Source organism: Sphingomonas sp. 2SG (assembly GCF_005503285.1).
Lineage (GTDB): Bacteria > Pseudomonadota > Alphaproteobacteria > Sphingomonadales > Sphingomonadaceae > Sphingomonas > Sphingomonas taxi.
Map to the genome: position 1 here is coordinate 1 of NZ_SCMZ01000025.1, position 24854 is coordinate 24854.

A 24854-nucleotide genomic window follows, 5' to 3' on the forward strand; every position below is an offset into this window, starting at 1 on the left:
GGAGGAAGCCACCCCGGCAGCCGAGGTCGACACCGACGCTGCTGCCGACGAGGCCGGCGACACGCCGCGCCGCGGCTGGTGGCAGCGCACCTTCGGCGCCTGATCCCCACTCCCCCTCCCTCCATGGGAGGGGGAGCGCAGATGACCATTTGAAGTTGCGCGACGGCATTTATATCTCCGTCATGCCGAACTTGATCCGGCATCCCGCTTCTCCGCACCGTCGGAAGAAGCGGGACCCCAGCGCAAGGCCGGGGTGACGGGGTGGTTTTGGAAAACCGTCCGAAGCATGCAGACGGCCATAGGCGATAGGCCTACCCCAGGAGGGATCAGATAGGGACGTAAGTGTAAGTCCCTCACGTTCCAAACCGCCCCGTCACCCCGGACTTGTTCCGGGGTCCACTCGGCGGCGAGGAGAAAGGCTCGATTTGACCATTCCCTCGCGGCCCGGTGGACCCCGGAACGAGTCCGGGGTGACGAACCTAGTGAGGAAATCGATCGAGCCTCATCACCATAGCCATAGGCGATAGCCCCGCCCGCCATGGAGGGAAGAACCCGTTCGGGGTAACCTCCAACATTCCCGTCACCCCGGCCTTGCGCCGGGGTCCCGCTTCTTCCCGCCACCACGAAAGGAACGGGACCGCGCACCAAGGCCCCGTGACGACCGCTAAACGGCCTGCCAGAGCCTCCAAACCACACCGCACCCGTACCGGACCAAATTGGACGTTTGACGAACACCGTCCGTCCCCCGATAGCGACCCTTCCACTCCGCTGAGGTCCGTGTCATTTCCGCCGTCGCTCCAGAACAGTCGGCGTCTCGCTGGCCGAGCCTGCTCCTCCTCACCCTCGCCGCCTTCGCCATCCGGGGATGGCAGTTCGGCAATCCGGTCATCCAGATCGACGAGCAATTCTATCTGCTGGTCGGCGATCGGCTCTGGCACGGCCTCGGCCTGCCCTTCATCGACTTCTGGGATCGCAAGCCGTTCGGCCTGTTCCTGATCTATGCCGCGATCCGCGCCTTCGGCGGTGACGGCATCCTCGCCTATCAGGTCGTCGCCACGGTCTTCGCCGCACTGACCGCATGGTGCGTCGCCCGTATCGCGCGCCACGTCGCGCCGCCCGGCGCGGCGATGCTCGCCGGCCTCGTCTACATCGTCTACCTCTCCGTCAACGCCGGCGACGGCGGCCAGAGCCCGGTCTTCTACAACCTGCCCGTCGCGCTCGCGGCATGGTGCGTCGTCGGCGCCTATCGCCGCCGCAGCTTCGACCGCGTCGCCTACGCCCGGTCGTGCCTTGCCATGGCCCTGCTCGGCATCGCGTTGCAGATCAAATATTCGGTGCTGTTCGAAGGCACGTTCTTCGGCCTCGCGCTCGTCGTCCGCGCGCTGCGCACCGGCGCAAGCCTGCCGGCCGCGGCGCTCGCGGCGCTGTCATGGTGCCTGATCGCCTTGCTGCCGACCGCCGCCGTCGTCGCCTTCTACTGGCATATCGGCGCGATCGACACGTTGTTGTTCGCCAATTTCCAATCGGTGTTCCTCCGCCAGCCCCCCGACGCCGCGCTGATGATCGCGCGGCTCGCGCTGATCGGCGCGCATCTCCTGCCGATCGCGATCGTCGCGGCGTTCGCGGTTCCGGGGTTATGCAGGATACGGCCGATCGGTCCGCTGCTCGCCGGCTGGACCGCCGCGGCGATCGTCGGCCTGCTCGTGTTCGGGACCTATTTCGATCATTACGCGCTCCCGCTCGTCCTGCCGCTGTCGATCCTCGCCGCGCCACTGCTCGCGCGACGGATCGGCAGGGTACCGGTCGTCGTGCCCGTGCTGCTGATCGGTCTCGCCTATGTCGCGATCAACACCGCGATCCTGCGCACCACCCGCGGCGATGGCGCGGGCGTCCGCCGCCTCGCGGCGCGGATCGGCCAGTCACCCGCGGGGTGCCTGTTCGTCTTCCAGGGCGATCCGATCCTCTACCAGCTCACCCGCTCCTGCGTCCCGACCGCTTATGCCTTCCCGACCTTCCTCAGCGAGCGGGGTGACAACCGGACGACCGGCATCGACCCGCACGCCGAACTGCGGCGGGTGATGGCGCGACGCCCGGCCTATGTCGTGATCAGCAGCGTCGATCCCGCCGTCACCGATCGCGCCGCCTATGAATTCATGGCGCGCGAACTCGATCGGCACTATCGGCTGGTCGACCGCTCGGTGCTGAGCGAGCGCGTCGACCGCCTCTACGCCCGCGCCATGGATTAGAGACGCACCAGCATCTTCCCCATGTTCCCGCCCGAGAACAGGCCGAGGAACGCCTCGGGCATCGTCTCCAGCCCTTCGAACACCGTCTCGTTGCGCTTGAGCTTGCCGTCCTTCAGCCAGCCGCCCATGTCGCGATAGAAGTCGGCGGAGCGATCCTTGAAGTCGCTGACGATGAACCCCTGGATGCGGATACGATTGCCGATCAGCCGCGCGAGGTAGCGCAATTCGGTCGGCTTGCTGCTGTTGTAGACGTCGATCATCCCGCACACCGCGAACCGTGCGTGCAAATTGGCATGCGCCAGCGCCGCATCGAGATGCTCGCCACCGACATTGTCGAAATAGACGTCGATCCCGTTCCGCGCGACCTCGCCGAGCGCCTTCACCACCGGCGTACCGCTCTTGTAATCGATCACCGCATCGGCGCCGAGCGACTCCACCCAGGCGCATTTCTCCGCGCCGCCCGCCGAGCCGATCACCCGCAGCCCCTTGGCCTTGGCGATCTGCACCACGGTCGATCCGACCGCACCCGCCGCGGCGGAGACGAACACCGTATCGCCCTCCTTCGCGCCGGCGACCTCGAGCAAGCCGAAATAGGCGGTCATCCCCGGCATGCCGAGCTGGCCAAGATAGGCCTGCGGATCGACGTCGAGTTCGGGCAGGGGCTGGACCTGGTCGGCGGGGAGCACCGCCTCGTCGCGCCAGCCGGCGAAATGCTGGACGGTGTCGCCTTCCTTGAACCGGTCCGAGCGGCTCTCGACCACCGTGCCGATCGCGCCGCCGTCCATCGGCTTGCCGATCTCGAACGGCGGCGTGTAGCTCTTCACGTCGTTCATCCGCCCGCGCATATACGGATCGACCGACAGCCAGCTATTGGCGATCCGCACCTCGCCCTCGCCAAGGTCGCGGCGATCGAGATCGATCAGCGCGAAATTGTCGCTGGTCGGCAGGCCCTGCGGCCGCGACGTCAGGCTCCACGCTCGTGCCATCGTTTCATTCTCCTCAAAATCCGGCCGACCAGTCTGGGCCGATCCGTTGCAGATCGCAACGCAAAAGGCCCGGGACAAGCCCGGGCCTTCGCGTGGGTCTTCGATCGGGCTCAATAGGTGCCCGAGAAGCTCCGGTTCAGCGTCTTGTCGCCGTCGGTGCCGGTCGTGCCGCTGCTGCTGGCGCTCGCCGACGAGGTCGAGCGCGTGCCGTCCGCCTGCGTCTGCGTCGCGGCCGAACGGCCCGTCGCATAGGGTTCGCGGCGCGCCCCGTCGTCATCGTCGCCGAACAGCGCCTGGTTGCGCTCCTCGTCGCGCCACGCTTTCTTGGCGTCCGCCGCAGTCTTGCCCAGCGTCACCTTGCCGTCGACCGACTGCAGCCAGCTCGACGGGATCGAGTGATGGCGACCGCCGGCGTCGGCGTCGTTCTTGGTCAGCACGATGCGGTCACCACGCACCTTGTCGACGGTGCCGACATGCTCGCCGTCCGAGCCGACGACGTCCGCATGCTCCTCGACCTTGTTGAGCAGGTCGCGCTGCGACTGGCGGTTGGTGCGCCACGAGCTGAACTCATTCTCGAACTTCGAGCGATGCTCGCGGCGATATTCGTCATAGTCGCGGTCGAGCGACTGGATCTGACCGCGACGCCAGCTGTGATAGTCGTTGTCGCGATCGTTATAGGCGCGCTCGTCGAGCCGCGAATCGAAGTCGCGACGGCGCTCCGCTTCCTCGTCGCCGAACCACGAGCGCACCTCGTCGCCGGCGCGTGCGAAGAAGCCGCGATCCTCATAGTCATAGCCCTGCGGCTGACGCCCATAGCCCTGCCGGCCCTGACCCTGATCCCGGCCGCCGCGGGCGCGATTGCGGTAATCGTCGTCGTCGGCATGACGATACGGGCCGAAATCCTCGAACCGGTGGCCGCCCGACCCGTAGCTGCCGTGATATTCGCGTTCGCCACGATCGCGGCCGGCGTCGGCGCCGTAGCGGCTGCGCTCGCCATAGCGATAGTCGGACTGCCGGTCCTGATCGGAGCGGCCGTGGCTGTCGCGCCCGTCGTTGGCGTAGCGATCATAGCCGCCGCGCGTCGCGCCGTACTCGTCGCGTCCGCGGCTCTGATCGTATCGATCGTAGCGCTGGTTACCATAGTCGCGCGCGCCATAGCCCTGGCGATCGCCATCGAGCCGGCCGGCCGCCTGATATTCGCGTGCGCTCGAATAGCTATAGTCCCGGCCCGAGCCATAGTCGCGGCCGTAGCCCTGACCGTCGTCGCGCCCGTACGTGTCACCCGGTGCGTTGCTGCGGGGATTGCGTTCGTAGACCATGATCGTCTCCTTGTAGGATAGCTCCTGCGGGTGCCGGTCGCGTCGTTGCTGCGCGACCGTGCTCCTGATCCAGATAAAGATCAGGTCTCGCCTTCGTTCCTGAAGTTACGGCAGGGCAACGATTTTGCGTCGCACGCAGAGATCGGTCCGTCGCATGGGAATTTTCGGATCGGTCGATCGGGCCTGTTGCATCGCCCGCAAGGGGCGGCTAATGGCGTCGCTCTCGGGCTCGCCCGAGCCGGGGTGCGGGGCTGTAGCTCAGATGGGAGAGCGCTGCAATCGCACTGCAGAGGTCAGGGGTTCGATTCCCCTCAGCTCCACCACCACCCCGCTATCCCTCCACCGATCCCCGACAGTGCCGGCGCTACCAACGGCCCGCTGCCGCGTTACACCGGTCTATGGCCAGTGCACCGATCCCCGCCGCGACGCTCGTCGTCTTCCGTGACCGTCGCGATGCGCCGCCGGACCTGCTGATGGTCGAGCGGGCCAAGGCGATGGTCTTCGCCGGCGGTGCGATGGTGTTTCCCGGCGGCCGGATCGATCCCGGCGACCACGCGCTCGCCGCGACGATCGGTGCGGGCGACGACGGCGCCGCGCGCATCGCCGCGATCCGCGAGACGATCGAGGAAGCCGGCCTCGCCATCGGCCTCCACCCCGTTCCCCCGGCGGCGACGCTGGCGGCGATCCGCGCGCGGCTGCACGGCGGCGCGCCATTCGCCGCGATCCTCGCCGACGCGGGGCTGACGCTCGACCTCGACGCCTTGGTGCCGTTCGCGCGCTGGCTGCCCGATCATCGGACGACGCGGATTTTTGATACGTTGTTCTTCCTCGCCCGTGCACCGGAAGGCGCCGCGGCGACCGTCGACGCGACCGAGAACGTCCGCCTCGTCTGGACCGGCGCCGCCGCTTTGCTCGGCGAGGCGGATGCCGGCCGCGCGACGATCATCTACCCCACGCGCCGCACGCTCGAACGGCTCGCGCTATTCGCCGATCACGACGCCGCGGTCGCGCAGGCGCGCGCCTATCCGATCCGCACCATCACGCCCTTCGTCGAGACGCGCGACGGCGTGCCGCACCTCTGCATTCCCGACGACCTCGGCTATCCCGTCACCGGCGAGGCGATGACGCGGGCGCAGCGCGGCTGATGCGTGCCTTGCGTCGGGCAATCGGCTGGATCGCGGCGCTGCTCGCGCTCGGCGCGGCGGCGCTGCTGCTGTGGGCGATCGCGCGCGGGCGGCCGCAGGACATGCCGTGGACCCCGCTCGACCTCGGTGCGCCGACCGGATTGTTCACCGGCCGCAAGCTCACCGCACTCACCCGCGACTTTCCGCAATGCCGCGCGCTGCTCGACCACGCCGGCGTCCGCTATACCGTGCTGCCGCCGCGTCGCGGCGCGGGGGATTGCGGGTATGACGACGGCATCCGCCTGACCGCGGGCGGCGCGCGGACGATCGGCTTCAGCCCCGCCGGCCTCGGCGTCGCCTGTCCGGTCGCCGCCGCGCTCGCCACGTGGGAATGGAACGTCGTCCAGCCCGCCGCACAACGCCATTTCGGTAGCCGCGTCGTGACGATCGACCATTTCGGCAGCTATTCCTGCCGCCGCATCTACGGCCGCGATGCCGGCACGTGGAGCGAACACGCGACTGCCGACGCGGTCGACGTCGCCGGCTTCCGCCTCGCCGACGGCCGCCGCATCACCGTCGTCGGCGACTGGCGCGGCGCGGGCGCGAAGGCTGCGTTCCTGCACGAGGTCCGCGACGGCGCCTGTCAGCTGTTCGCGACGACGCTGTCCCCCGATTACAATGCCGCCCACCGCGATCACCTCCACCTCGACCAGGCGGACCGGGCCGCGGGGTGGCGCGCCTGTCGATGACGCGGCGTCCCCCGCTCAGTGCGGCAGGGCCGCCCCGGTATCGACCTTCTCCACCCAATGCGGAAAGAACACCGGCTGCCGGTTCGACCAGCCCGACGCGGTCGCCGCCGCCTCGCTGATCGACTGGAGCAACTTGCGCCGTACCTCGGGGTGCAGGTGCGGCAGCGCCGCCGCCGCGCAGAATGCGCTCGGCAGCCACGGCCGCGCCGACGCGCCGATCAGCCGCTCGTACAGGAAGCGGAACGCCGAGAAGCTGGTCAGCCGCCCCTGCCCCAGATCGAACCCCACCAATGTCACCAGCGGCGCCAGAAACGGCTCGACCGCGGCGAGATCGGCATCGTCGGGTACCAATTGGCGCAGTTCGGGCAGCGCGCGATACAGCCGCGCCTGCGCGCGGATGCTCGCCGCCTCGACGATGTCGCGCGACCAGCGCGTCATCGCATCGTCGCGGTCGAGCCCGATATCGAGGCTGCGCCGGATGTACCGCTGCGTCGAGCTCGGAAACCCCGCGAATTCCTTCATTTCCGCCAGCGTCATCGCGCCTTCGGCCGGTCTGTTCTTGGCACCCATGATCGTCACCCACCCCGCCAGAGAAGTCGGGCCGATCCTGCGCCACGATGGTTAACAGCATCCTTAACGCGGGACCGTCCGACGTAACAAAAGCATCACGAAAGCTGTTGCAGCGCAACATCCGTTGCGACGAGCGGAGTGCATTTGGTCGCAAAGGCGCTCGCGGCGGCTATGGCGGTCGGCCGCCACATCCAATCCGTCACCCCGGACCCGTTCCGGGGTCCACCCCGCGGCGAGGAGAAAGGCTTAAGGCGAGACCGCACGCCTGCTGCCCCGTGGACCCCGGAACAAGTCCGGGGTGACGGGTCGTTCTAGGAACCGGAACGCCCGCATCCAGTCTCCACACAGCAAAACGGCGGCCCCTCGCGGAACCGCCGTTCGCTCCATTCCGCGCGAAGCCTCAACCCTGCCGGTTGCGCTCCGCATCCTCGTCATAGCCCGACGAGGGCGCCGGATCGTGATCGTGACCCGGCTGCGTCAGCGACGGCGGATCGCTAGCATCCATCGATTCGTCCAGACCGGCATCGAGCCGCGCATCCGCGCTGCCGGGGTTCTTCTCGAGACGCTTGTTGATCGACTTGTCCTGTCCGGCATCCTGGCGCGGGTCGCGCTCCTGGTTGCTGGCCGACGGCGCGACCGACAGGCTGTCCAGAGCCTTTTCGTCGATTCCGGTCATGTGACACCCTCCTGAGTTTACGAAGGAGCAACGATTGCTGGATCGTTTCCGTTCCTACCGGTCAGGCAATCAGCCCGCGGTCACCTGCACCCGCTGGTTGACGAACTGGGCGATGCCGAACACCGTCATGAAGGCGATGTCGGTTGCATCGCGGCCGACGCAGACGCGCGCGATCGTCTCGGCCGGCGCCATCCGCGTCGCGTCGATCATCCGCCACGCGCCGTCGAGCCACAATTCGGCGACCGCATGGAAATCGGGCGGATCGACGCCCGGCGCATAGGCAGCGACGCAGCGCGCCGGAATCTCCCCCGCCCGCGCCAGCGCGACCAGCAGATGCGCGTAATCGCGGCACACGCCCGAGCGGCTGGCGAAGGTATCGATCGCCGTCGTCTCGCCGCTGCTGGTATTGGCGCGATACTCCAACGCATCCGCCACCCAGTCGGTCAGCGCCACCGCCAGCGCGCCGCCGCCCATGCCGCCGAATTCGCGGCGCACGAAGCCCTCCAGCCGGTCCGACTGGCAATAGCGGCTCGGCAACAGATAGGGCACCAGCGCGCCGTCGAGCGCCCGCGCCGGCGTCGCCGGCAGGCGCGCGAGATCGACCGGCTGCCGGTCGATTTCGACGACCGCGCGATATTCCGCCTTCAGCCAGTTCTCGGCGCGGATCCAGCAGCGTTGGCCGATGCCCTCCTCGCCACGCACCGCGACCACCGGCGTGTCGCTCCACACCGTCAGCGCCTCCGAGACGATACGCTGGTCGGCCATCGCCGCCGCCTCGATCTGCAGCAAGACGTCGGTCGGCGGCCCCATGATGGCATAATCGAGGTCGACTTCGATCGAGATCCGCATCGGCCATTCCTTCGGGACAAACGAAAGAGCCCGGCGGCATCGGCCACCGGGCTCCCGATATGACGATCGAACGTCGGTCTTAGTTGCGCTGTGCGCCGAACAGGCGAAGCACGAACAGGAACATGTTGATGAAGTCGAGGTACAGCGACAGTGCCGACATGATCACGGCCTTGCCGACCATGTCCGACCCTGCGACCTGGAAGTACAGGCTCTTGGTGCGCTGCGTGTCATAAGCGGTGAGGCCCGCGAACAGCAGCACGCCGACGATGCTGATGACCAGCTCCATCACGCTCGACTGCAGGAACAGGTTGATCAGGCTCGCGACGATCAGGCCGACGAGGCCGATCAGCAGGAAGGTGCCGAACGCCGACAGGTCCTTCTTGGTCGTATAGCCGTAGAGGCTGAGACCGGCGAAACCCGCCGCGGTCGAGAAGAACGCACCCGCGATCGACGTACCGCTATAGACCAGGAAGATGGTCGACAGCGAGAGGCCCATCAACACCGCGAACGCCCAGAACAGCATCTGCAACGTCGAGGTCTGCATGCGCCCCTGTCCGAAGCTCATCGCGAAGACGACGCCGAGCGGCGCGAACATCAGCACGTAACGCAGGATGCCGCCACCCATGAACACCTGTGCGGCCGGCGACGACGCCCCGCCCCAGGCGAACAGCAGCGCGACGATGCCCGTCAGCAGCACGCCCGATCCCATATAATTGTAGACCGACAGCATGTACGAGCGCAGACCCGCGTCATAGGCACCGCTGCGCGCTGCGTCGGTGCGCGAGGCCCCGAACGGCGCGGCGCTCGGCCGGGGGTCAGACCAGTTAGCCATGGTATCCAAAACTCCTTTACCGACCAGATGTCGGATGACCGAAATATCGGCCTGCCGCGGTCCCTTTTCAAGCGAAACCGGCTAAGCCTCGGTTCCGAAGCAACAGAACTTTACAAAGAGCCGCCGGTCCCGCCATGCGCCTGTTCGTCGCCCTGCGTCCGCCCCCCGCGATCCGCGAATCGCTGCTCGCCGCGACCGGCGGGGTGCCGCACGCCCGCTGGCAGGACGACGCGCAACTTCACTGCACCCTGCGTTTCATCGGCGACGTCGACCGGCCGCAGGCGGAGGATGTCGCCGCCGCGCTCGCCGGCCTGTACGCACCCGCGCCGCTAGTCAGGATCGCCGGCGTCGGCCGCTTCGCGCACAAGGGCCGCACCGACACCCTGTGGGCCGGGCTCGCACCGGGCGACGCGCTCCACCATCTCGCCCGCAAGGTCGATCAGGCCTGCGTCCGCGCCGGCCTGCCGCCCGAACGGCGCGCCTATCGGCCGCACGTCACGCTCGCCCGCCTGCCGCGCAGCGCCGGCGCCGCGCCGGAGATCGACGGCTGGCTCGCGGTCCATGCCGGCCTCGCCAGCCCCGCCTTCACCATGCCGCATCTGATCCTCTACGAAAGCCATCTCGGCGGCGAGGGCGCCAGCTATGCGCCGGTGATGCGCTGGCCCCTTGCGCCGCCCGCGGAACCGCCGCAGGTCATGCCGGGTTCGTAAGGAAACCTCGGGAGACCTTTGATGCGCGCTATCCTCATCCTCGCCGGCCTGTCCTCGCTGGCGCTGGCCGCCTGCACCCAGAAGGAGGAGGTCGCAGTCGGCAGCCCCACCGCCGGCGGTGCCCGCGCCACCGCATCGCTGCGCACCGCCACCGGCCTCGACGCCGGCCGCGCCACCGCCACCGAAGTCGCCGGCGGCATCCGCTACACCGTCGACGTCAAGGGCCTCCCCGCCGGTACGCACGGCGCGCACATCCACACCACCGGCCGCTGCGACGCGCCCGACTTCACCACCGCCGGCGGCCATTGGAACCCGACGACGATGAAGCACGGCAGCATGAACCCGCAGGGTCCGCACGAGGGCGATCTGCCCAACCTGATCGTCGGCACCGACGGCCGCGGCACGCTCGGCGTGACGGTGCCCGGCGCGACGATGGCCGGTCTGCTCGACACCGACGGCGCCGCGATCGTCATCCACGCCGGCCCCGACGACCTGATGACCGACCCCGCCGGCAACAGCGGCGGCCGCATCGCCTGCGGCGTCTTCGGCGCCGCCTAAGCCGCGCCGTTCACGAAGGCCCGAGTGGGGAGCGCCCACTCCGGCATCGCCGGCAGGAGTCCCCCTAAACCACTTCCCCCACCGCCCGCGCCCGTGCCTCGCGCGAGGCCTCCGCCGCCGGCACCAGCCGGTATGCCGCCACCGCGCAGCCCAGGGTCAGCGGCACCACCGCGAGCAGCGACAGCATCCCCACCGACAAACTCCCCGACAGCGTCGAGATCCGCCCCGCCAGATACGGCCCCATCGCCAGCCCGAGCAATGTCGTCCCGATGAAGAAGGTCGCGGTCGCCGTCCCCCGCATCCGCGGCAGCACTAGATCCTGCGTCGTCGCCGCCGCCGAGCCCAGCGCGCCGCTGGCGGTGATCCCGGCGAGGAACAGGCACGGATAGAAGATCCAGACATCGCTCGCGGTGAACGCCGCGATGAGGAACGGCACCGGCACGCAGGCGCCGACCATCACCACGATCAGCCGCCCCGCCGGATTGCCCCGCCGCAGCCGGTCGGCGACCACCCCGCCGATCGTCACCCCCAGGAAGCCGGCGAGCGCGCCGCTGCTGCCGAGCAACAGCCCCGCCCGCGCCGGCGTCTCGCCGAGCGTACGCAAGGCATAAGGCGCCGCCCAGAAGTTCGCCGCATAGCTCAGGAAGGCGTTGAGCCCATAAGCCACCACCGTGCACAGGAACGCCGGCGTCCCGACGATCAGCGCGAAGGTCGCCGGATCGCGCCGCCGCAGCGCGCACCCCCACGAGAACACCGCATAGACGCCCGTCCCCACCGCCAGCCATTGCGGCTTCGGCTCGCCCAGCGCGATCAGCAGCGCCACCACGCCGACCACCACCGTCAGCCCGGCCAGATTGACGAGCAGCGCCCGCAGCCCGCCCCGCGCCGCACCGATCAGCGTCAGCGGCGGGATGATCGTCAGCAACTCCGCGAAGAAGGCTTGGAACGGCGCCGGATGCCGCTCCGGCTCGGGCAGCCCCTCGACCAGCCCGCGGACCGGCTCGCGCAGCGTCGCGATCCACCCGGCGACGACCAGCCCCGGCAGCCCGACGGCGAGGAACGCCGCCTGCCAGCCGACCAGTCCCAGCGGCCCGCCGCCCGGCCATGCCCGGTTCCAGCCCTGGACGATCAACCCGCCGATGAACAGCGACACGCCGCCACCGACGTACAGCCCCGCGGAATAGATCGACAGCGCCGTCGCGCGCAGCCGCTTGGGGAAATAGTCCGAGATCAGCGAGTAGGCCGACGGCGACGCGGTCGCCTCCCCGACCCCGACGCCGATCCGCGCCAGCGCCAATTGCCCGCCGGTACGCGAGAAGCCCGACAGCGCGGTCATCGTCGACCACAGGGCAAGCCCGACCGTCATCAGCCGCACCCGATGCCAGCTATCCGCCAGCCGCCCGAGCGGGATCCCGAACAGCGCATAGAAGACGCCGAACGCGGTCCCGTAGAGGAAGCCGAGATCCTCGTCCTTGAGGTGGAGATCGCGCTTGATGTCCTCGGCGAGGATCGAGATCACCTGCCGATCGATGAAGTTGAGCACGTAGACGACGAACAGGATACCGAGCACGTACCAGGCGTAGCGCGACGCCTGCTGCTCCCCACCGCCCGCTTCCGCCACCGTCCCGGCCATCGCCCTCTCCCGCGCGTTTCGCCGGAGGCTAACAGAGGCAGGACGGTTCGATAAGCCCGAAAACGATACCCGATATTCTAAGCGGCGCCGCAGCTAGGCGCGCAAGCGTCGCCGGGTGCTGCGCTCCAGCCGGTCGAGCAGCGACTCGATCGACGGCACTTCGATGGGTGCGGGCGGCGCTTCAGGCTCGGCCGCCGTCTCCGCGACGAGGTCCGGGGCTTCCGCGGGCTCCTCGACGGTCACCACCACCGGCGGCCGCAGCGGCAGCACCGGGCGCACCGGTTCGCGCGGCACTTCGGGCAAGGCGTCGGGGTGGAAGGCGGCGAGCGGCAGGTCGAGATCGGCCGGGATCGACCGCTCCTCGGGCAACGCCGCGTCGCTCGTCGACGCACCCTCCTGCGCCACCGTCGCCGCGTCGCTCGCCGGCGGTGCCGGCGGCGGCAGCGGCGTACCGAGGTCGGCGGCGGACATCGGCCGGCGTGCCGGCGCGTCGGGATGCGCGTCGGCCCGGCGCAGCACCGGTACGCCGCCGTCCGCCGCCGGCCTCGGTGCGAACAGTCCGCCTGCACCGAACAGCAGGAACAAGGCCGACCACGTCACCGCCGCCGCCAGCCCGCCGCCGGCCAGCGCGAGCACCGCACGCGCCGTGTCGCCGAGCGGCGGCGCCGCCACCGCGATCAGCGCGGGCAAGCCGCTCTGCCATACCCGATCCTCCAGCGTCGTCTGCGGCAGCAGCAGGAACAGCGCCGCTACGGCGAGCCCGGCGAGCGCGCCACCCGCGGGCGCGATCCATGCGGTGACGTGAGACCGCTTCATATACCGGCCGGGGAACGCTGCCATGATCCATCCACTGTCGCGGCCGCCGTCAGCCGCTGGTAAATCGGTTCGTAACGACAAATGTTTGACGACCAGTTACGCTCCTGCTCGACGAACGCCCGCGCCACCGCGCGGCGCCGGTCCCAGCCGCTGCGGTCGGCGAGCAGCCCGGCGAGCGCGCCAGCGATCGCCGCCGGATCGTCGGGCGCGAACAAGGTGCCCGTCTCGCCGTCGCGGATCAACTCGCGATGCCCGCCGACGTCCGAGGCGGCGACCAATTTGCCCTGCGCCATCGCCTCCAGCGGCTTGAGCGGCGTCACCAGCTCGGTCAGGCGCATCGCCTTGCGCGGATAGGCGAGCACGTCGACCAGCGCATAATAGCGCTCCACCTCGGTATGCGGCACGCGGCCGACGAAGCGGATCGCCGCCGCCGCGGGCGACGCCGCCGCCTGCGCGCGCAGTGCCGCCTCCATCGGGCCGCCGCCGACCAGCAGCAGCCGCGCACGGGGCCGTGCGGCGACCAGCGCCGGCATCGCCGCGATCAGATCGTCGAGGCCCTCGTAATCGTAGAAGCTGCCGATGAAACCGATCGTCTCCGCGTCGTCCAGCCCCAGTTCCGCCGCCAGCGCCGGATCGCGCGCCACCGGTGCGCCGAACACCGTCAGGTCGACGCCATTGGGCGATACGACGATCTTGTCGCCGTCGATGCCGCGCGCGATCAGATCGCCGCGCAGCCCCTCGCAGATCACCGCCACCGCATCGGCGCGCCGCACCGCCCAGGTCTCCAGCGCCCGCGTCGCGCGATACCGCGCCGATCCGTCGCGCCCAGTGCCGTTGCCGACCGCGGCATCCTCCCAGAAGGCGCGGATCTCATAGACCAGGGGCAATCCCCGCCGCCGCGCGACGCGCAGCGCCGCGAGCGCGTCGAGCACCGGCGAATGCGCGTGGAGCACGTCGGGCCGGAACGAATCGACCGCCGCCGCGATGCGCCGCGCGAACGCCGCAATCCCCGCCAGCTCGCCGACGACACCGCCTTTCAACGCCGCCTGCGTGCGATGGAAGGTGAGCCCGTCGACCGCCTCGACCGCATCCGCCACCGCACCCTGCCGCGGCCCGGTCACCGCCGCCACCTGCCAGCCGCGCTGCTCCTGCGCCTTCAGGATCGCGCGCGTACGGAAGGTATAGCCGCTCTGGAGCGGCAGACCGTGATCGAGGACGTGGAGGATACGCATCACCCGCGCTTATGCCACAGCGGCTTAAGGACGCGTCAATCCGCGTGGCGTCCCTTTGGGTTCGGGCGACCCCGCCGACACCTTCGTGTAAGAAGAAGATATGTTCGCGCAGAGGCGCGGAGGCGCGGAGATGGAGCGCGCGATGAGGCCCGGCCCGCTCTCTCGGCTGGATGGAGATCGCCACGGCGCCGACACACGCAACACCTCCGCGCCTCCGCGCCTCTGCGCGAACCACCCTTCTTCCCCTCGCCCGAAACGTGCCGCCGCCGCTCTGCTGCATACCCCGGCGCAGGCGAACTGTTGAAAAAGCCTTGGCACGCCTTTCACAGTGTTCCTGCGAACGCAGGAACCTAGAGCCAAGCAGAACAACGGCTTACAGCGTCCGGAACTCCTGGGCTCCTGCGTCCGCAGGAGCACTGGCAGAGTTTTGCATCAGGAACGCCGGCCTTTCCTAACCCACCCCCGTCACCCCGGACTTGTTCCGGGGTCCACGCCGCGGCGAGGAGAAAGGCTTGAGCCTCATGCCGTTTCCCTGCGGACCGGTGGACCCCGGAACGAGTCCGGGGTGACGAATACGATGGGGAAGCGGCTCGCACGCCATCATTGCAGCGATACAAAGCACCCCCGGCCGGCCGCCCGCCCCAAACCCGGCAACCCGCAACGCACTTAACGTGGCATCAACCCCCACCATCCCATAGGCTTGGCGGATGACCGCAGACGCCCCGACCCGATGATCGACAATCTGTCGCTGGCGCTCACCCATGGGCTGATGCTGCTCGCCGCATGGCTGCTGCTCAAGCGCACCGATCTCGATTCGGAAGCGCCGCCGCCCCGCCACTGGCGCGCCCGCGGCAATCCCCCCCAAAACCCGCCCGAGGACGACCGGCCCGGTGCGTGACCTCGTCTTCGTCGCCTTCCTCGCCGCGATCTTCGGCATGGGGCTGCGGCGGCCGTTCATCCTCGTCCTCGCCTACGTCTATATCGACATCGTCTCGCCGCAGCGACTGACCTACATCCTGCTCAACACCGTGCCGATCTCGCTGATCGCGGTGGCGCTGGCGGTCGGCGGCTGGCTGCTGATGGACGACAAAAGCGACAGCCGCTTCACGCCCCGGCAAGGATTGATCGTCGCGCTGCTGCTCTATTGCTGGGCGACCACGCTCGGCGCCGACTTTCCGCTCGATGCGAAGGACAAATGGGACTGGGTGTGGAAATGCCTCGCCTTCGCCGCCTTCCTGCCGCTGACGCTGCGCACGCGGCTCCGGATCGAGGCGTTGCTGCTGTTCATGATCCTGTCCGCCGCCTCGATCATCATCGTCGGCGGCATCAAGACCGCGGCGGGCGGCGGCGGCTATGGCCAGCTCGACCTCATGGTGAACAACAATTCGGGCCTCTACGAAGGCAGCACCATTTCCACCGTCGCGATCGCGATCGTGCCGCTGATCGCGTGGTTCATGCGCTACGGCACGATTTTCCGCCCCGACTGGAAGGTGAAGGGCTTCTGCCTGTGCCTGATCTTCGCCTGCCTGCTGATCCCGATCGGCACCTCGACGCGCACCGGGCTGCTCTGCATCGTGCTCGTCGCATTGCTGTCGCTGCGCAACGCGCGCCGCAAGGTGCTCTATCTGACGATGATCGCTGCCGCCGCGGTGATCGCGGTGCCGTTCCTGCCGGCGAGCTTCACCGACCGGATGAGCACGATCAAGAGCCACGACGCCGACGAATCCGCCTCGACCCGGCTCGCGGTGTGGCAATGGACGATCGACTACGCCAAGGCGCATCCGTTCGGCGGCGGCTTCGAGGCCTATCGCGGCAACCACATCCGCTATGAGATCAAGAAGACCGACGGCGCCGGCCCCGCGCCCGCGGTGTCCGACCAGGCGGTCACCGACAAGGCGCGCGGCTATCACAGCGCCTATTTCGAGATGCTCGGCGAACAGGGCTATCTCGGCCTTGCCTTGTGGCTGGGCATCAGCCTGATCGGCATCGTCCGCATGGAGGTGCTGCGCCGCCGCTACCGCGACCCCGCCGGGCCGTTCGGCTGGGCGGGACCGCTGGCGGCGGCCTTGCAGACCGCGCACCTCGTCTATCTGCTCGGTGCCGCCTTCATCGCGATCGCCTTCCAGCCCTTCGTCTACATGCTGATCGGCGCGCAGATCGGCCTCGATTCCTACCTCGCCCGGCGCCGCGCGGAGACGGCGCAGGCACCGATGCGGCGGCCGCGCGCGGCAGGGTCGGTGACGGCGTGACCCGTCCCCTGCGCTGGCCGGACCGAGCCCAATCCGTCATCCCGGACCCGTGCGAAACCTCGGTGAACGTCCCGACTACCGGCAGACCAACCCAGTGCTCCTGCGAAAGCAGGAGCCCAGGAGTCCCGAACGCCATAAGACGTTTCTTTGCTTGGCTCTGGGCTCCTGCTTGCGCAGGAGCACTGGGCGACTTTCGCGGAGGCCTCGATCATCTCCGGGGTGACGAACCCCGTGTCGCAGCCGCGCGCACCCCATCCCGCCGATGACCGAATTGCGCGCGCTCACCAGCGTCCGCGGCATCGCGGCGTGGCTGGTCGTCCTCTATCATATCCGCGGCGGCATCGCCGGCCTGCCGCCCGCCGTCGAGGCGGTACTCGCCAAAGGCTATCTCGCGGTCGATGTCTTCTTCCTGCTGTCGGGCTTCGTCATCTGGCTGAGCTGGCACGCGCGGCTGCGCGATCCCGCCGCCATCCCGCGCTTCCTGCAAAAGCGCATCGCCCGCATCTGGCCGCTGCACGCGGTGATGCTCGCCGCCGCGGTGGCGCTCGCGCTGCTGCTCCGCACGACCGGCCGCACCGACCCCGCCTTTCCCTTCGCCGAACTGCCGCTGCACCTGCTGCTCGTCGAGAATTGGGGGGTCACCGACGCGCTGCGCTGGAACGACCCCGCCTGGTCGATCAGCTGCGAACTCGCCGCCTATCTGCTGTTCCCGCTGCTCGCGCTGGCGGCCGACTGGCGCAAGCTGCCGAGCGTCGCGCTGCTCGCGCTGGCCACCGCGCTCCTGCTCGCCCTCCACACCGCGATGCACGGCGCCGCATCCTTGGGCGAGGACATTCCCCGCCACGGCCTCACCCGCTGCCTGACGGAATTCGGCACCGGCACGCTGCTCGCCGCGCTCTACCTGCGCCAGCCACGCGCGATCTGGCCGGCATCGGCGGCGCTCACGACCGCCACCGCATGGGCGGTCGGGACGCCGGAGACGCTCGTCGCGCCCGCGACCTTTGCCGCGCTCCTGCTGCTGCTGGCCCTCACCGCCGGCCGCCCCGGCCATCCGCTCGAGGGCCGCCGCCTCCACTGGCTCGGCGAGATCAGCTACGCGACCTATCTCTCGCACTTCCTGCTGTGGAAGGCGTTCAAGCTCCCGCTCGCCGCCGCCACGCTCGCCCCGCCGCTGATCGTGCTCTACCTGCTGCTGGTACTGATCGTGTCGGCCGCCTTGTACCGCTGGATCGAACGCCCCGCGCAACACCACGTCAACCGCCTGTTCCTCCCCCGCCAGGGGGAGGAATCGCGCTGACTCACGCCTCTTCGCTTTCCTCGGCGAGCTCTTCCGCCAGCGCATCGAGGATCGCCTGGTTGAACGCGGGGATATCGTCCGGCTTGCGGCTGGTGATCAGATTGCCGTCGACCACCACCTGCTCGTCGACCACGTCGGCACCGGCATTCTCCAGATCGGTGCGCACCGACGGCCAGCTCGTCACCCGGCGTCCGTCGACCACGTCCGCCTCGACCAGCAGCCACGGCGCGTGGCAGATCGCCGCGACGATCTTGTCGTCCTCCATGAATTCGGTGACGATCTCGATCGCCCGGTCCTGCAACCGCATCTTGTCGGGGTTGCCGACGCCGCCCGGCAGCAGCAGCGCGTCGTAATCGTCGGTGTCGACGTCGTCGAGCGTCAGGTCGGGGGTGATGCTTTCCCCCTTCTCGCTGTCGTTGACGACGCCCTGGATCGGATCGGTCTTGATCGAGGCGAGGCTGATCTGCACCCCCGCGTCGAGCAGCGCCTGGCGCGGCTTGAAGAGTTCGTCCTGCTCGAAACCGTCGGTGGCGAGGATCAGCACGCGCGCTTGGGCAAGGTCGGCCATGTCATGTCTCCTGTGGGGATGCGACGCACCAACAGTCGCGCCCGCCGCACGTTCCGGAACAGACGGCGACCCCCGCGCATTTTCGGACGACCCGCACACAAGGAGCAAAGGGTGGCAGCGCGAATAGTCTATTGCGACGACTCGAAACCCGGCATCACCCGCAAGAAGGTGCGCAACGGCTGGGCCTATTTCGCCCCCGACGGCACCCGCATCACCGACCGCGACGAGATCGACCGGCTCAACGCCGTCGGCCTGCCCCCCGCCTATCGCGACGCCTGGTATTGCCCGCGCGCCAACGGCCATATCCAGGGAATCGGCTGGGACGAGAAGGGCCGCAAGCAATATCGCTACCACACCGGCTTCCGCGAGGCGCAGGAGGCGGCGAAATACGAGAAATGCGCCGATTTCGGCCTTTGCCTGCCGAAAATCCGCAAGCGGGTGGACGCCGATCTGTCCGCACGGGGCCTGGGCAAGGACCGCGCGATCGCCGCGGTCGTCCGGCTGCTCGACATCGGCCATATCCGCGTCGGCAACGAAGCCTATGCCGAGGCGAACGAGAGCTACGGCGCGACCACGCTGCGCAAGGATCACGGCAGCGTCCGCGGCGACACGCTCAAGCTGCGCTACAAGGGCAAGTCGGGCAAGGAGCGCGACATGCAGGTGACCGACAAGCGCCTCGCCGCCACCGTCAAGAAGATGCAGGATCTCGACGAACAGCATCTGTTCGCCTGGGTCGACGATGCCGGCGAGGCGCATCCGGTGACCTCGTCCGACGTCAACGACTATATCCGCCGCGCCGGCGGCGGCGACTTCACCGCCAAGCATTTCCGTACCTGGGGCGCCAGCGTCACCGCGTTCGAGGCGCTCGCCTCGGCCGAGGCCGATCTCAGCCTCAAGGCGTTGCTCGAACCCGTCGTCGCGCGGCTCGGCAACACGCCGGCGATCGCGCGCAAGAGCTACGTTCACCCCTCGCTCATCGACCTCGTGAAAAAGGGACAGAGCGCCTTCCGCAAGGCGCTCCGCCTGCCGCGCTCGGCGCGTTATCTCAGCCGCGAGGAACGCGGCCTCATCGCGTTCCTCGAAGCGGGAACGCCCGCCGCGCTGCCCGTCCTCAAGGCCGCCGCCTGAAAAGGTCCGTCATGTCTGCCAATACCACCGCCGCGGCCAAGGCGCCGATCTTCGACGCCGACACCGTCCAGAACCAGATCGGCGAGTTCTACACCGCCAGCGAGATCTGGCTGCACACCCACTGGTTGCAGATCCTCATCGCCTTCGGGATCGGCGCGGTGATCGTCATCGCGCTGCACGGCCTGCGCCGGCTCGGCAGGAAATTGTGCGGCAAGGACGTCGGCCGCCGCGGCTGGGGCACGATCCTCGGCCGCGCGATCACCCGCACCAGCAATTTCTTCATCGTCATGCTCGCCGCCAAACTGGTCGTCGGCTACGCCGGCGCGCCGAGCCAGGTCGCCACCACGGTCAATTTCCTGTGGACCGTCGCCTCGGTCTTCCAGGCGGCGATCTGGGCGCGCGAGCTGATCCTCGGCGCGATCGAGCATCGCACCAGCAGCGAACATTACAGCGGCGAGGCCCTGCTCAGCGCGATGGGCCTCATCCGCCTGCTCGTCACCGTCGCTTTGTTCGCCGTGGCGCTCGTCGTCGTGCTCGACAATCTCGGCGTCAACGTCACCGGCCTCGTCGCGGGTCTCGGCGTCGGCGGCATCGCCATCGGCCTTGCCGCCCAGGGCATCTTCGGCGACCTGTTCGCGGCGCTGGCGATCATCTTCGACCGCCCGTTCCGCCGCGGCGACAAGATCAGCTACGGCACCACCAGCGGCGTCATCGAATCGATCGGCCTCAAGAGCACCCGCATCCGCGCCTTCACCGGCGAACTCCGCGTCATCAGCAACAAGCAATTGCTGGACAAGGAGATCCAGAACACCAGCGTGCGCGACCACATCCGCATCGGCTTCACCATCGGCGCGGCTTACGAAACCCCGCCCGAAACGCTCGCGCGCATCCCGGCCCTGCTCCGCGAGATCGTCGAGGCGGAGGGCGGCACCGTCGCCCGCTCCGGCTTCGAGACGTTCGGCGCCTCCAGCCTCGACTTCGCGCTGCAATTCGACATCCCCGGCGACGATTGGGCCACCGCCCACCCGATGCGCGACCGCATCATGGTCGGCATCATGACCCGCTTCGCCGCGGAGGGGATCTCCATCCCCTATCCGACGCAGACCAACTACACTGCCGCCCCCGACGGCACATTGGTGATGCCCTATGCGGCGGCGACGGATGCGCCGGTCAGTTCGCCGGCAGCCAATCCTCGCAACGCAGACCATCCACCCTCATGAATTCGCCGAGGTTGCCGGTGACGACGATCAGGCCACGGCTGCGGGCATGGCCGGCAATCAACACGTCAAAGCTGCCGATCGACCGCCCCTCACGTTCGAGCGTGGCGCGGATATCGCCAGCGTGCGCCGCGGCCTCGGCATCGAACGCCAAGACCTCAAGTCGCGCCGCAAATCGCTCCACCGCGCGGCGGTTCTCGGCCGGACGCGCCGACTTGGCCGCGCCGTGCAGCAATTCCGTCAACACGATCGTCGAGATCGACAAGCCATCCGCTTCGGCATTGAACCGTTCGCCAACCGCCTGCGGCCGATCGCGGAGCACCCGGATGCACAAATTGGTATCGAGCATGTACCGCAGCATCACAGCGCCTCGCGCGTCTGATCCTCCGGCTGCTCGCGCTCGCCTAATTCCACCCCCGGCGCGGCGAAAAAATCGTCCCACGCCCGATCCGCCGGCACGATCACGCGCCGGACCCCGTCACGCAGGATCGTCACTTCCCGAACGCCTTCGGGAAACGCAACATCCTTGGGGAGGCGCACGGCCTGCGACCGGTTCGACTGGAACAGGGACGTACGGGTCATGCTGTATTCTCCGCCGCATACATGGGATATGCCGCAGGGATATACCACGCCGAGCGGCACCACGCGATACGTCTCGGCGCCTCCGCGTGACAAATTCTTTGTAGCTCGTTCGACCTCTGCAAAACAGCCGATGTACCCCGCCGGATGCCGGGGCCCAGTTGGGAAAGCCATCGTAAGTCATTACGAACCTTCGCCCGACAGGGCCCCGGCCTTCGCCGAGTTGCATCAGCAGGCAGGCGTCCCTCCCGTAGCGACCATCGCTATCGCGGATACATCCGGGCTCGGGGCAACCTGTTCCCGCACCCACCCCGTCACCCCGGACTCGTTCCGGGGTCCACCCCGCGGCGAGGAGGGGGGCCGGAGACGGCGCCATGCCTGTGCGGCTCGGTGGACTCCGGAACCAGTCCGGGGTGACGAACCTGATGAGAAAACCAGTCGAGCCTCATCGCCGCAGCCATATGCGATAGCTCTGCAATCCGTGGTAACGGCTCTCTCCGGCAACACCCCGCCCCTCAAATCCCCCCTTCGTCCAGCGACAGCAGCGTCGCATTCCCGCCGGCCGAGGTGGTGTCCACCGACACCGCCCGCTCCGCGCAGAAGCGGTAGAGGTAATGCGGCCCGCCCGCCTTCGGCCCGGTACCCGACAGCCCCTCGCCGCCGAACGGCTGCGACCCCACCACCGCGCCGATCATCGAGCGGTTGATGTACAGGTTGCCGACCGCCGCCGCCGCCTCGGTCACCTCGGCGGCGCGGGCGATGCGGCTGTGCAGGCCCATCGTCAGGCCATAACCCTTGGCATTGACCCGAGCGATCGTCTCCTCGAGCTTGCCCGCCTCCCAGGTCGCGACGTGCAGGATCGGCCCGAACCACTCGCGATCCAGATCCTCGATCGCATCGAGCCGCACCAGCGTCGGCGGCACGAACAATCCGTCGGCCGGCGCCGCCAGCGTCTTGACCGTCCGCTCGGTCACGCTCGCCCGATAGGCCATCAATTTGTCGTAGGAGGCGCGATCGATCACCGGCCCGACATCCGTCGCCGGATCGGCGGGATCGCCCAGCCGCAGCGTGTCCATCGCGCCGCTCAGCATCTCGATCACCGCCTCGGCGACATCCGCCTGCACCAGCAGCAGCCGCAGCGCCGAACAGCGCTGCCCCGCCGAGCGGAACGACGAGGTGACGACATCCGCCACCACCTGTTCGGGCAAGGCCGTGCTGTCGACGATCATCGCGTTGATCCCGCCCGTCTCGGCGATCAGCGGCACGATCGGCCGGTCGTCGTCGGCCACCAGCGTCCGCGCGATCCGCTTGGCGGTCGCGGTCGATCCGGTGAAGGCGACGCCGGCGACGCGCACGTCCGCGGTCAGCGCCGCGCCGACCTCCGGCCCGCCGGTCACCAGCACCAGCGCATCCTCGGGCACCCCGGCGCGATGCGCCAGTTCCACCGCGAAGCGCGCGATCTCGGGCGTCTGCGGCGCGGGCTTGGCGACGACGGTGTTGCCGGCGACCAGCGCCGCCACCGTCTGGCCGAGGAAGATCGCCAGCGGGAAGTTCCACGGCGCCACCGTCGCCCACACGCCCCGTCCCTCGATGTGCAGCGTATTGCGCTCGCCGGTCGGCCCGGGCAGGTCGACCGCGCGCAACCGGCTGCGCGCCTCGCCCGCATAATAGCGGCAGAAATCGGCGGCTTCGCGCACCTCGCCGATCGCATCGGGGATCGTCTTGAACGCCTCCTGCACGCAGATCGCCATCAACCGGTCGCGATTCTCCTCGAGCAAATCGGCGAGCCGTTCGAGGCAGGCGGCACGCGCGTCCACCGGGGTCCGCGACCATATCGGGAACGCCGCCTGCGCGCGTCCGACCGCTGCCGCTACCGCGGCACCCGCCTCCGCCGCGATCGCGGCCGGCGTATCGCCGAGCGCGAGCGGCTGCCTGACCGCCCGCACCGTCGCGTCCAGCGTCGCGACGTCGCTCAGGTCCAGCCCGCGCGAATTGCGATGCCCCGGCGCGAACAGGTCCTTGGGCAATGGGATGCTCGGATGCCGCGCGCCGCCGACCGCGGCGATCTTCGCCACCGGATCGGCGAGGATCTCGTCTTCGCTCAGCCGTGCATCGGCGAGCTGGTGGACGAAGCTCGAATTCGCGCCATTCTCCAGCAGCCGTCGCACCAGATAGGCCAGCAGATCGCGATGCCCGCCGACCGGCGCATAGATACGGCAATGATAGCCGTTCTCGCGTACCAGCCGCTCGTACAGGCCGTCACCCATGCCGTGCAGCCGCTGGAACTCGAAATCGCGCGAATTGCCCGCCCATTCGAGGATCGTCGCGACGGTCAGCGCATTGTGGCTGGCGAAGGCGGGACGGATGTTCTCCGCCGCCAGCATGTCCTTGGCCACCGCAAGATACGACACGTCGGTCGCCGCCTTGCGGGTGAACAGCGGATAGTCGGCCAGCCCCTCGACCTGCGTGCGCTTGATCTCGCTGTCCCAATAGGCGCCCTTGACCAGCCGCACGTTCATCACCCGGTCGAGCGCGTTCGCCCAGGCGACCACCGGCCGCGCGCGCTTGCCATAGGCCTGCACCGCCATGCCGAACCCGTCCCAGCCCTTCAGGCTCGGCAGCGCCGCGACCGACCCGATGATGTCGAGGCTCATCTCCAGCCGCTCGGATTCCTCGGCGTCGACGGTCAGCGGGATGCCCTTGCCCGCCGCCTGCACCGCCAGCGCCTCCAGCATCTCGGTCAGCGCCGGCACGCATTCGCTCCACCGCGCCACTTCGTAGCGGGGATGCAGCGCCGACAGCTTCACCGAGATCGAATGGCCCGCGGCCGGGTCGTTGCCCACCGCGTCGATCGCGCCGACATAGGCGTCGAAATAGCGACGGCCGTCGGCGAAGGTGCGCGCCGCCTCGCCGAGCATGTCGAAGCTCGCGGTGAAGCCCTTGTTGTCGGGCTTGCGCATCCGCCGCATCGCCTCGTCGATGGTCCGGCCCATCACGAAGATCTCGCCCATCTTCTTCATCGCCGTGCCCACCGCCTGGCGGACGAACGGCTCGCCCGCGCGGCTGATCAGCCGGCGCAGCGGCCCCGACGGCCCCTCGCCGACCAGCACGCGGCCGACGACGAGACCCCAGGTCGCGGTATTGACCAACTTGCTGTTCGACTGGCCCGCGTGCGCGCGCCAGTCGGCGTCGCCCAGTTTGTCCGCGATCAGCAGATCGGCGGTCTCCGGATCGGGCACACGCAGGAACGCCTCGGCGAGGCTGAGCAGCGCGACGCCCTCCGACGAATTGAGCCGATATTCCTGCAGGAACTGGTTCACCCAGCCGCGGTTCTGCGCCGCGCGCAGGTCGGCGAGCAGGCCAGAGGCGTGGTCGATGATCCGCCCACGCGAATCAGGCGAGGTCGCGGCGCGGTCGAGCAACGGTTTTAGAACATCGGGTTCGCTCGCCCGATACAGTTGCGACATGGTTTTGCGGGCATCGGACGTTACGGCAGAGGACATGTTCAAGCTTTCG

The 24854-nt window shown here is 68.8% G+C and carries 24 protein-coding genes and 1 tRNA gene; 11 read left to right on the forward strand and 14 right to left on the reverse strand.

Features of this window, described 5'->3' with window-relative positions; translation table 11 throughout:
- Window positions 1–479 precede the first annotated feature (479 nt).
- Window positions 480–1106, reverse strand: a complete 627-nt coding sequence (locus tag FFS23_RS11625; protein WP_137898720.1) for a hypothetical protein — start codon at window positions 1104–1106, stop codon at window positions 480–482.
- A 21-nt stretch (window positions 1107–1127) separates the two neighbouring features.
- Between FFS23_RS11625 and FFS23_RS11630 the strand changes: the two genes are divergently transcribed.
- Window positions 1128–2246, forward strand: coding sequence for a hypothetical protein (locus tag FFS23_RS11630; RefSeq protein ID WP_137898721.1), 1119 nt, complete (start codon window positions 1128–1130; stop codon window positions 2244–2246).
- Here FFS23_RS11630 and FFS23_RS11635 read toward each other — a convergent pair.
- Together FFS23_RS11635 and FFS23_RS11640 are read right to left on the reverse strand one after the other, a co-directional pair.
- Window positions 2243–3232, reverse strand: coding sequence for an NADP-dependent oxidoreductase (locus FFS23_RS11635; protein ID WP_137898722.1), 990 nt, complete (start codon window positions 3230–3232; stop codon window positions 2243–2245). The genes FFS23_RS11630 and FFS23_RS11635 overlap by 4 nt on opposite strands.
- A gap of 110 nt (window positions 3233–3342) precedes the next feature.
- Window positions 3343–4551 carry a DUF2171 domain-containing protein gene (locus FFS23_RS11640; protein ID WP_137898723.1) on the reverse strand — a complete coding sequence of 403 codons (1209 nt, stop codon included), beginning with the start codon at window positions 4549–4551 and terminating at the stop codon, window positions 3343–3345.
- Window positions 4552–4798: 247 nt separating this feature from the next.
- Between FFS23_RS11640 and FFS23_RS11645 the strand changes: the two genes are divergently transcribed.
- The 3 genes from FFS23_RS11645 (at window position 4799) to FFS23_RS11655 (ending at window position 6424) form a co-directional block, all read left to right on the forward strand.
- Window positions 4799–4874: transfer RNA gene (locus FFS23_RS11645), tRNA-Ala, on the forward strand.
- A gap of 75 nt (window positions 4875–4949) precedes the next feature.
- A complete protein-coding gene (locus tag FFS23_RS11650) occupies window positions 4950–5696 on the forward strand; it encodes an NUDIX hydrolase (RefSeq protein ID WP_137898724.1) in 747 nt (248 codons plus the stop codon).
- Window positions 5696–6424 (forward strand): extensin-like domain-containing protein, encoded by a 729-nt coding sequence (locus tag FFS23_RS11655; RefSeq protein ID WP_137898725.1) that lies wholly within the window; start codon window positions 5696–5698, stop codon window positions 6422–6424. The genes FFS23_RS11650 and FFS23_RS11655 overlap by 1 nt, the downstream gene beginning before the upstream one ends.
- Window positions 6425–6439: 15 nt before the next feature.
- Here the strand turns inward: FFS23_RS11655 and FFS23_RS11660 are convergent, their stop codons facing one another.
- From FFS23_RS11660 to FFS23_RS11675, 4 genes are all read right to left on the reverse strand, one after another.
- Window positions 6440–6994 carry a hypothetical protein gene (locus FFS23_RS11660; protein ID WP_038661102.1) on the reverse strand — a complete coding sequence of 185 codons (555 nt, stop codon included), beginning with the start codon at window positions 6992–6994 and terminating at the stop codon, window positions 6440–6442.
- Window positions 6995–7394: 400 nt separating this feature from the next.
- On the reverse strand, window positions 7395–7670 hold the full coding sequence (locus tag FFS23_RS11665) for a hypothetical protein (RefSeq protein WP_137898726.1): 276 nt from the start codon (window positions 7668–7670) through the stop codon (window positions 7395–7397).
- Window positions 7671–7739: 69 nt separating this feature from the next.
- On the reverse strand, window positions 7740–8519 hold the full coding sequence (locus FFS23_RS11670; protein WP_038661108.1) for a transglutaminase-like domain-containing protein: 780 nt from the start codon (window positions 8517–8519) through the stop codon (window positions 7740–7742).
- Between the two features lie 79 nt (window positions 8520–8598).
- A complete protein-coding gene (locus tag FFS23_RS11675; protein ID WP_038661111.1) occupies window positions 8599–9351 on the reverse strand; it encodes a Bax inhibitor-1/YccA family protein in 753 nt (250 codons plus the stop codon).
- 134 nt (window positions 9352–9485) lie between these two features.
- On the opposite strand from FFS23_RS11675, the gene thpR reads away from it, so the two are divergent.
- Both thpR and FFS23_RS11685 read left to right on the forward strand, forming a co-directional pair.
- Window positions 9486–10061, forward strand: coding sequence for an RNA 2',3'-cyclic phosphodiesterase (gene thpR, locus FFS23_RS11680; protein ID WP_137898727.1), 576 nt, complete (start codon window positions 9486–9488; stop codon window positions 10059–10061).
- Window positions 10062–10082: 21 nt separating this feature from the next.
- The gene (locus FFS23_RS11685) at window positions 10083–10619 is read left to right on the forward strand and encodes a superoxide dismutase family protein (RefSeq protein ID WP_137898728.1); all 537 of its coding nucleotides are present in this window, start codon (window positions 10083–10085) and stop codon (window positions 10617–10619) included.
- A 64-nt stretch (window positions 10620–10683) separates the two neighbouring features.
- Here the strand turns inward: FFS23_RS11685 and FFS23_RS11690 are convergent, their stop codons facing one another.
- The 3 genes from FFS23_RS11690 to FFS23_RS11700 form a co-directional block, all read right to left on the reverse strand.
- Window positions 10684–12252 carry a spinster family MFS transporter gene (locus tag FFS23_RS11690; protein ID WP_137898729.1) on the reverse strand — a complete coding sequence of 523 codons (1569 nt, stop codon included), beginning with the start codon at window positions 12250–12252 and terminating at the stop codon, window positions 10684–10686.
- A gap of 93 nt (window positions 12253–12345) precedes the next feature.
- On the reverse strand, window positions 12346–13068 hold the full coding sequence (locus tag FFS23_RS11695) for a hypothetical protein (protein ID WP_137898758.1): 723 nt from the start codon (window positions 13066–13068) through the stop codon (window positions 12346–12348).
- Window positions 13065–14300, reverse strand: a complete 1236-nt coding sequence (locus tag FFS23_RS11700; RefSeq protein WP_137898730.1) for a TIGR04063 family PEP-CTERM/XrtA system glycosyltransferase — start codon at window positions 14298–14300, stop codon at window positions 13065–13067. The genes FFS23_RS11695 and FFS23_RS11700 overlap by 4 nt, the downstream gene beginning before the upstream one ends.
- A gap of 730 nt (window positions 14301–15030) precedes the next feature.
- On the opposite strand from FFS23_RS11700, the gene FFS23_RS20110 reads away from it, so the two are divergent.
- The 3 genes from FFS23_RS20110 (at window position 15031) to FFS23_RS11710 (ending at window position 17846) form a co-directional block, all read left to right on the forward strand.
- A complete protein-coding gene (locus tag FFS23_RS20110) occupies window positions 15031–15198 on the forward strand; it encodes a hypothetical protein (protein WP_171009463.1) in 168 nt (55 codons plus the stop codon).
- A complete protein-coding gene (locus tag FFS23_RS11705) occupies window positions 15191–16549 on the forward strand; it encodes a putative O-glycosylation ligase, exosortase A system-associated (RefSeq protein WP_137898731.1) in 1359 nt (452 codons plus the stop codon). Before FFS23_RS20110 ends, FFS23_RS11705 begins: the two co-directional genes overlap by 8 nt.
- Window positions 16550–16811: 262 nt before the next feature.
- Window positions 16812–17846, forward strand: coding sequence for an acyltransferase family protein (locus tag FFS23_RS11710; protein ID WP_038661128.1), 1035 nt, complete (start codon window positions 16812–16814; stop codon window positions 17844–17846).
- A gap of 1 nt (window position 17847) precedes the next feature.
- Here the strand turns inward: FFS23_RS11710 and FFS23_RS11715 are convergent, their stop codons facing one another.
- The gene (locus FFS23_RS11715; protein ID WP_038661131.1) at window positions 17848–18414 is read right to left on the reverse strand and encodes a DJ-1/PfpI/YhbO family deglycase/protease; all 567 of its coding nucleotides are present in this window, start codon (window positions 18412–18414) and stop codon (window positions 17848–17850) included.
- Between the two features lie 111 nt (window positions 18415–18525).
- On the opposite strand from FFS23_RS11715, the gene FFS23_RS11720 reads away from it, so the two are divergent.
- Both FFS23_RS11720 and FFS23_RS11725 read left to right on the forward strand, forming a co-directional pair.
- Entirely contained in the window at window positions 18526–19542 is a 1017-nt protein-coding gene (locus FFS23_RS11720; protein ID WP_137898732.1) for a DNA topoisomerase IB, read from the forward strand.
- 11 nt (window positions 19543–19553) lie between these two features.
- A complete protein-coding gene (locus FFS23_RS11725) occupies window positions 19554–20762 on the forward strand; it encodes a mechanosensitive ion channel family protein (RefSeq protein WP_137898733.1) in 1209 nt (402 codons plus the stop codon).
- Here FFS23_RS11725 and vapC read toward each other — a convergent pair.
- From vapC to putA, 3 genes are all read right to left on the reverse strand, one after another.
- Window positions 20713–21108 carry a type II toxin-antitoxin system tRNA(fMet)-specific endonuclease VapC gene (vapC, locus tag FFS23_RS11730; protein ID WP_283214454.1) on the reverse strand — a complete coding sequence of 132 codons (396 nt, stop codon included), beginning with the start codon at window positions 21106–21108 and terminating at the stop codon, window positions 20713–20715. The genes FFS23_RS11725 and vapC overlap by 50 nt on opposite strands.
- An 11-nt stretch (window positions 21109–21119) precedes the next feature.
- Window positions 21120–21341, reverse strand: a complete 222-nt coding sequence (gene vapB / locus FFS23_RS11735; protein WP_038661140.1) for a type II toxin-antitoxin system VapB family antitoxin — start codon at window positions 21339–21341, stop codon at window positions 21120–21122.
- Window positions 21342–21853: 512 nt separating this feature from the next.
- Window positions 21854–24805 carry a bifunctional proline dehydrogenase/L-glutamate gamma-semialdehyde dehydrogenase PutA gene (gene putA / locus FFS23_RS11740; RefSeq protein ID WP_249340643.1) on the reverse strand — a complete coding sequence of 984 codons (2952 nt, stop codon included), beginning with the start codon at window positions 24803–24805 and terminating at the stop codon, window positions 21854–21856.
- Window positions 24806–24854: the final 49 nt, after the last annotated feature.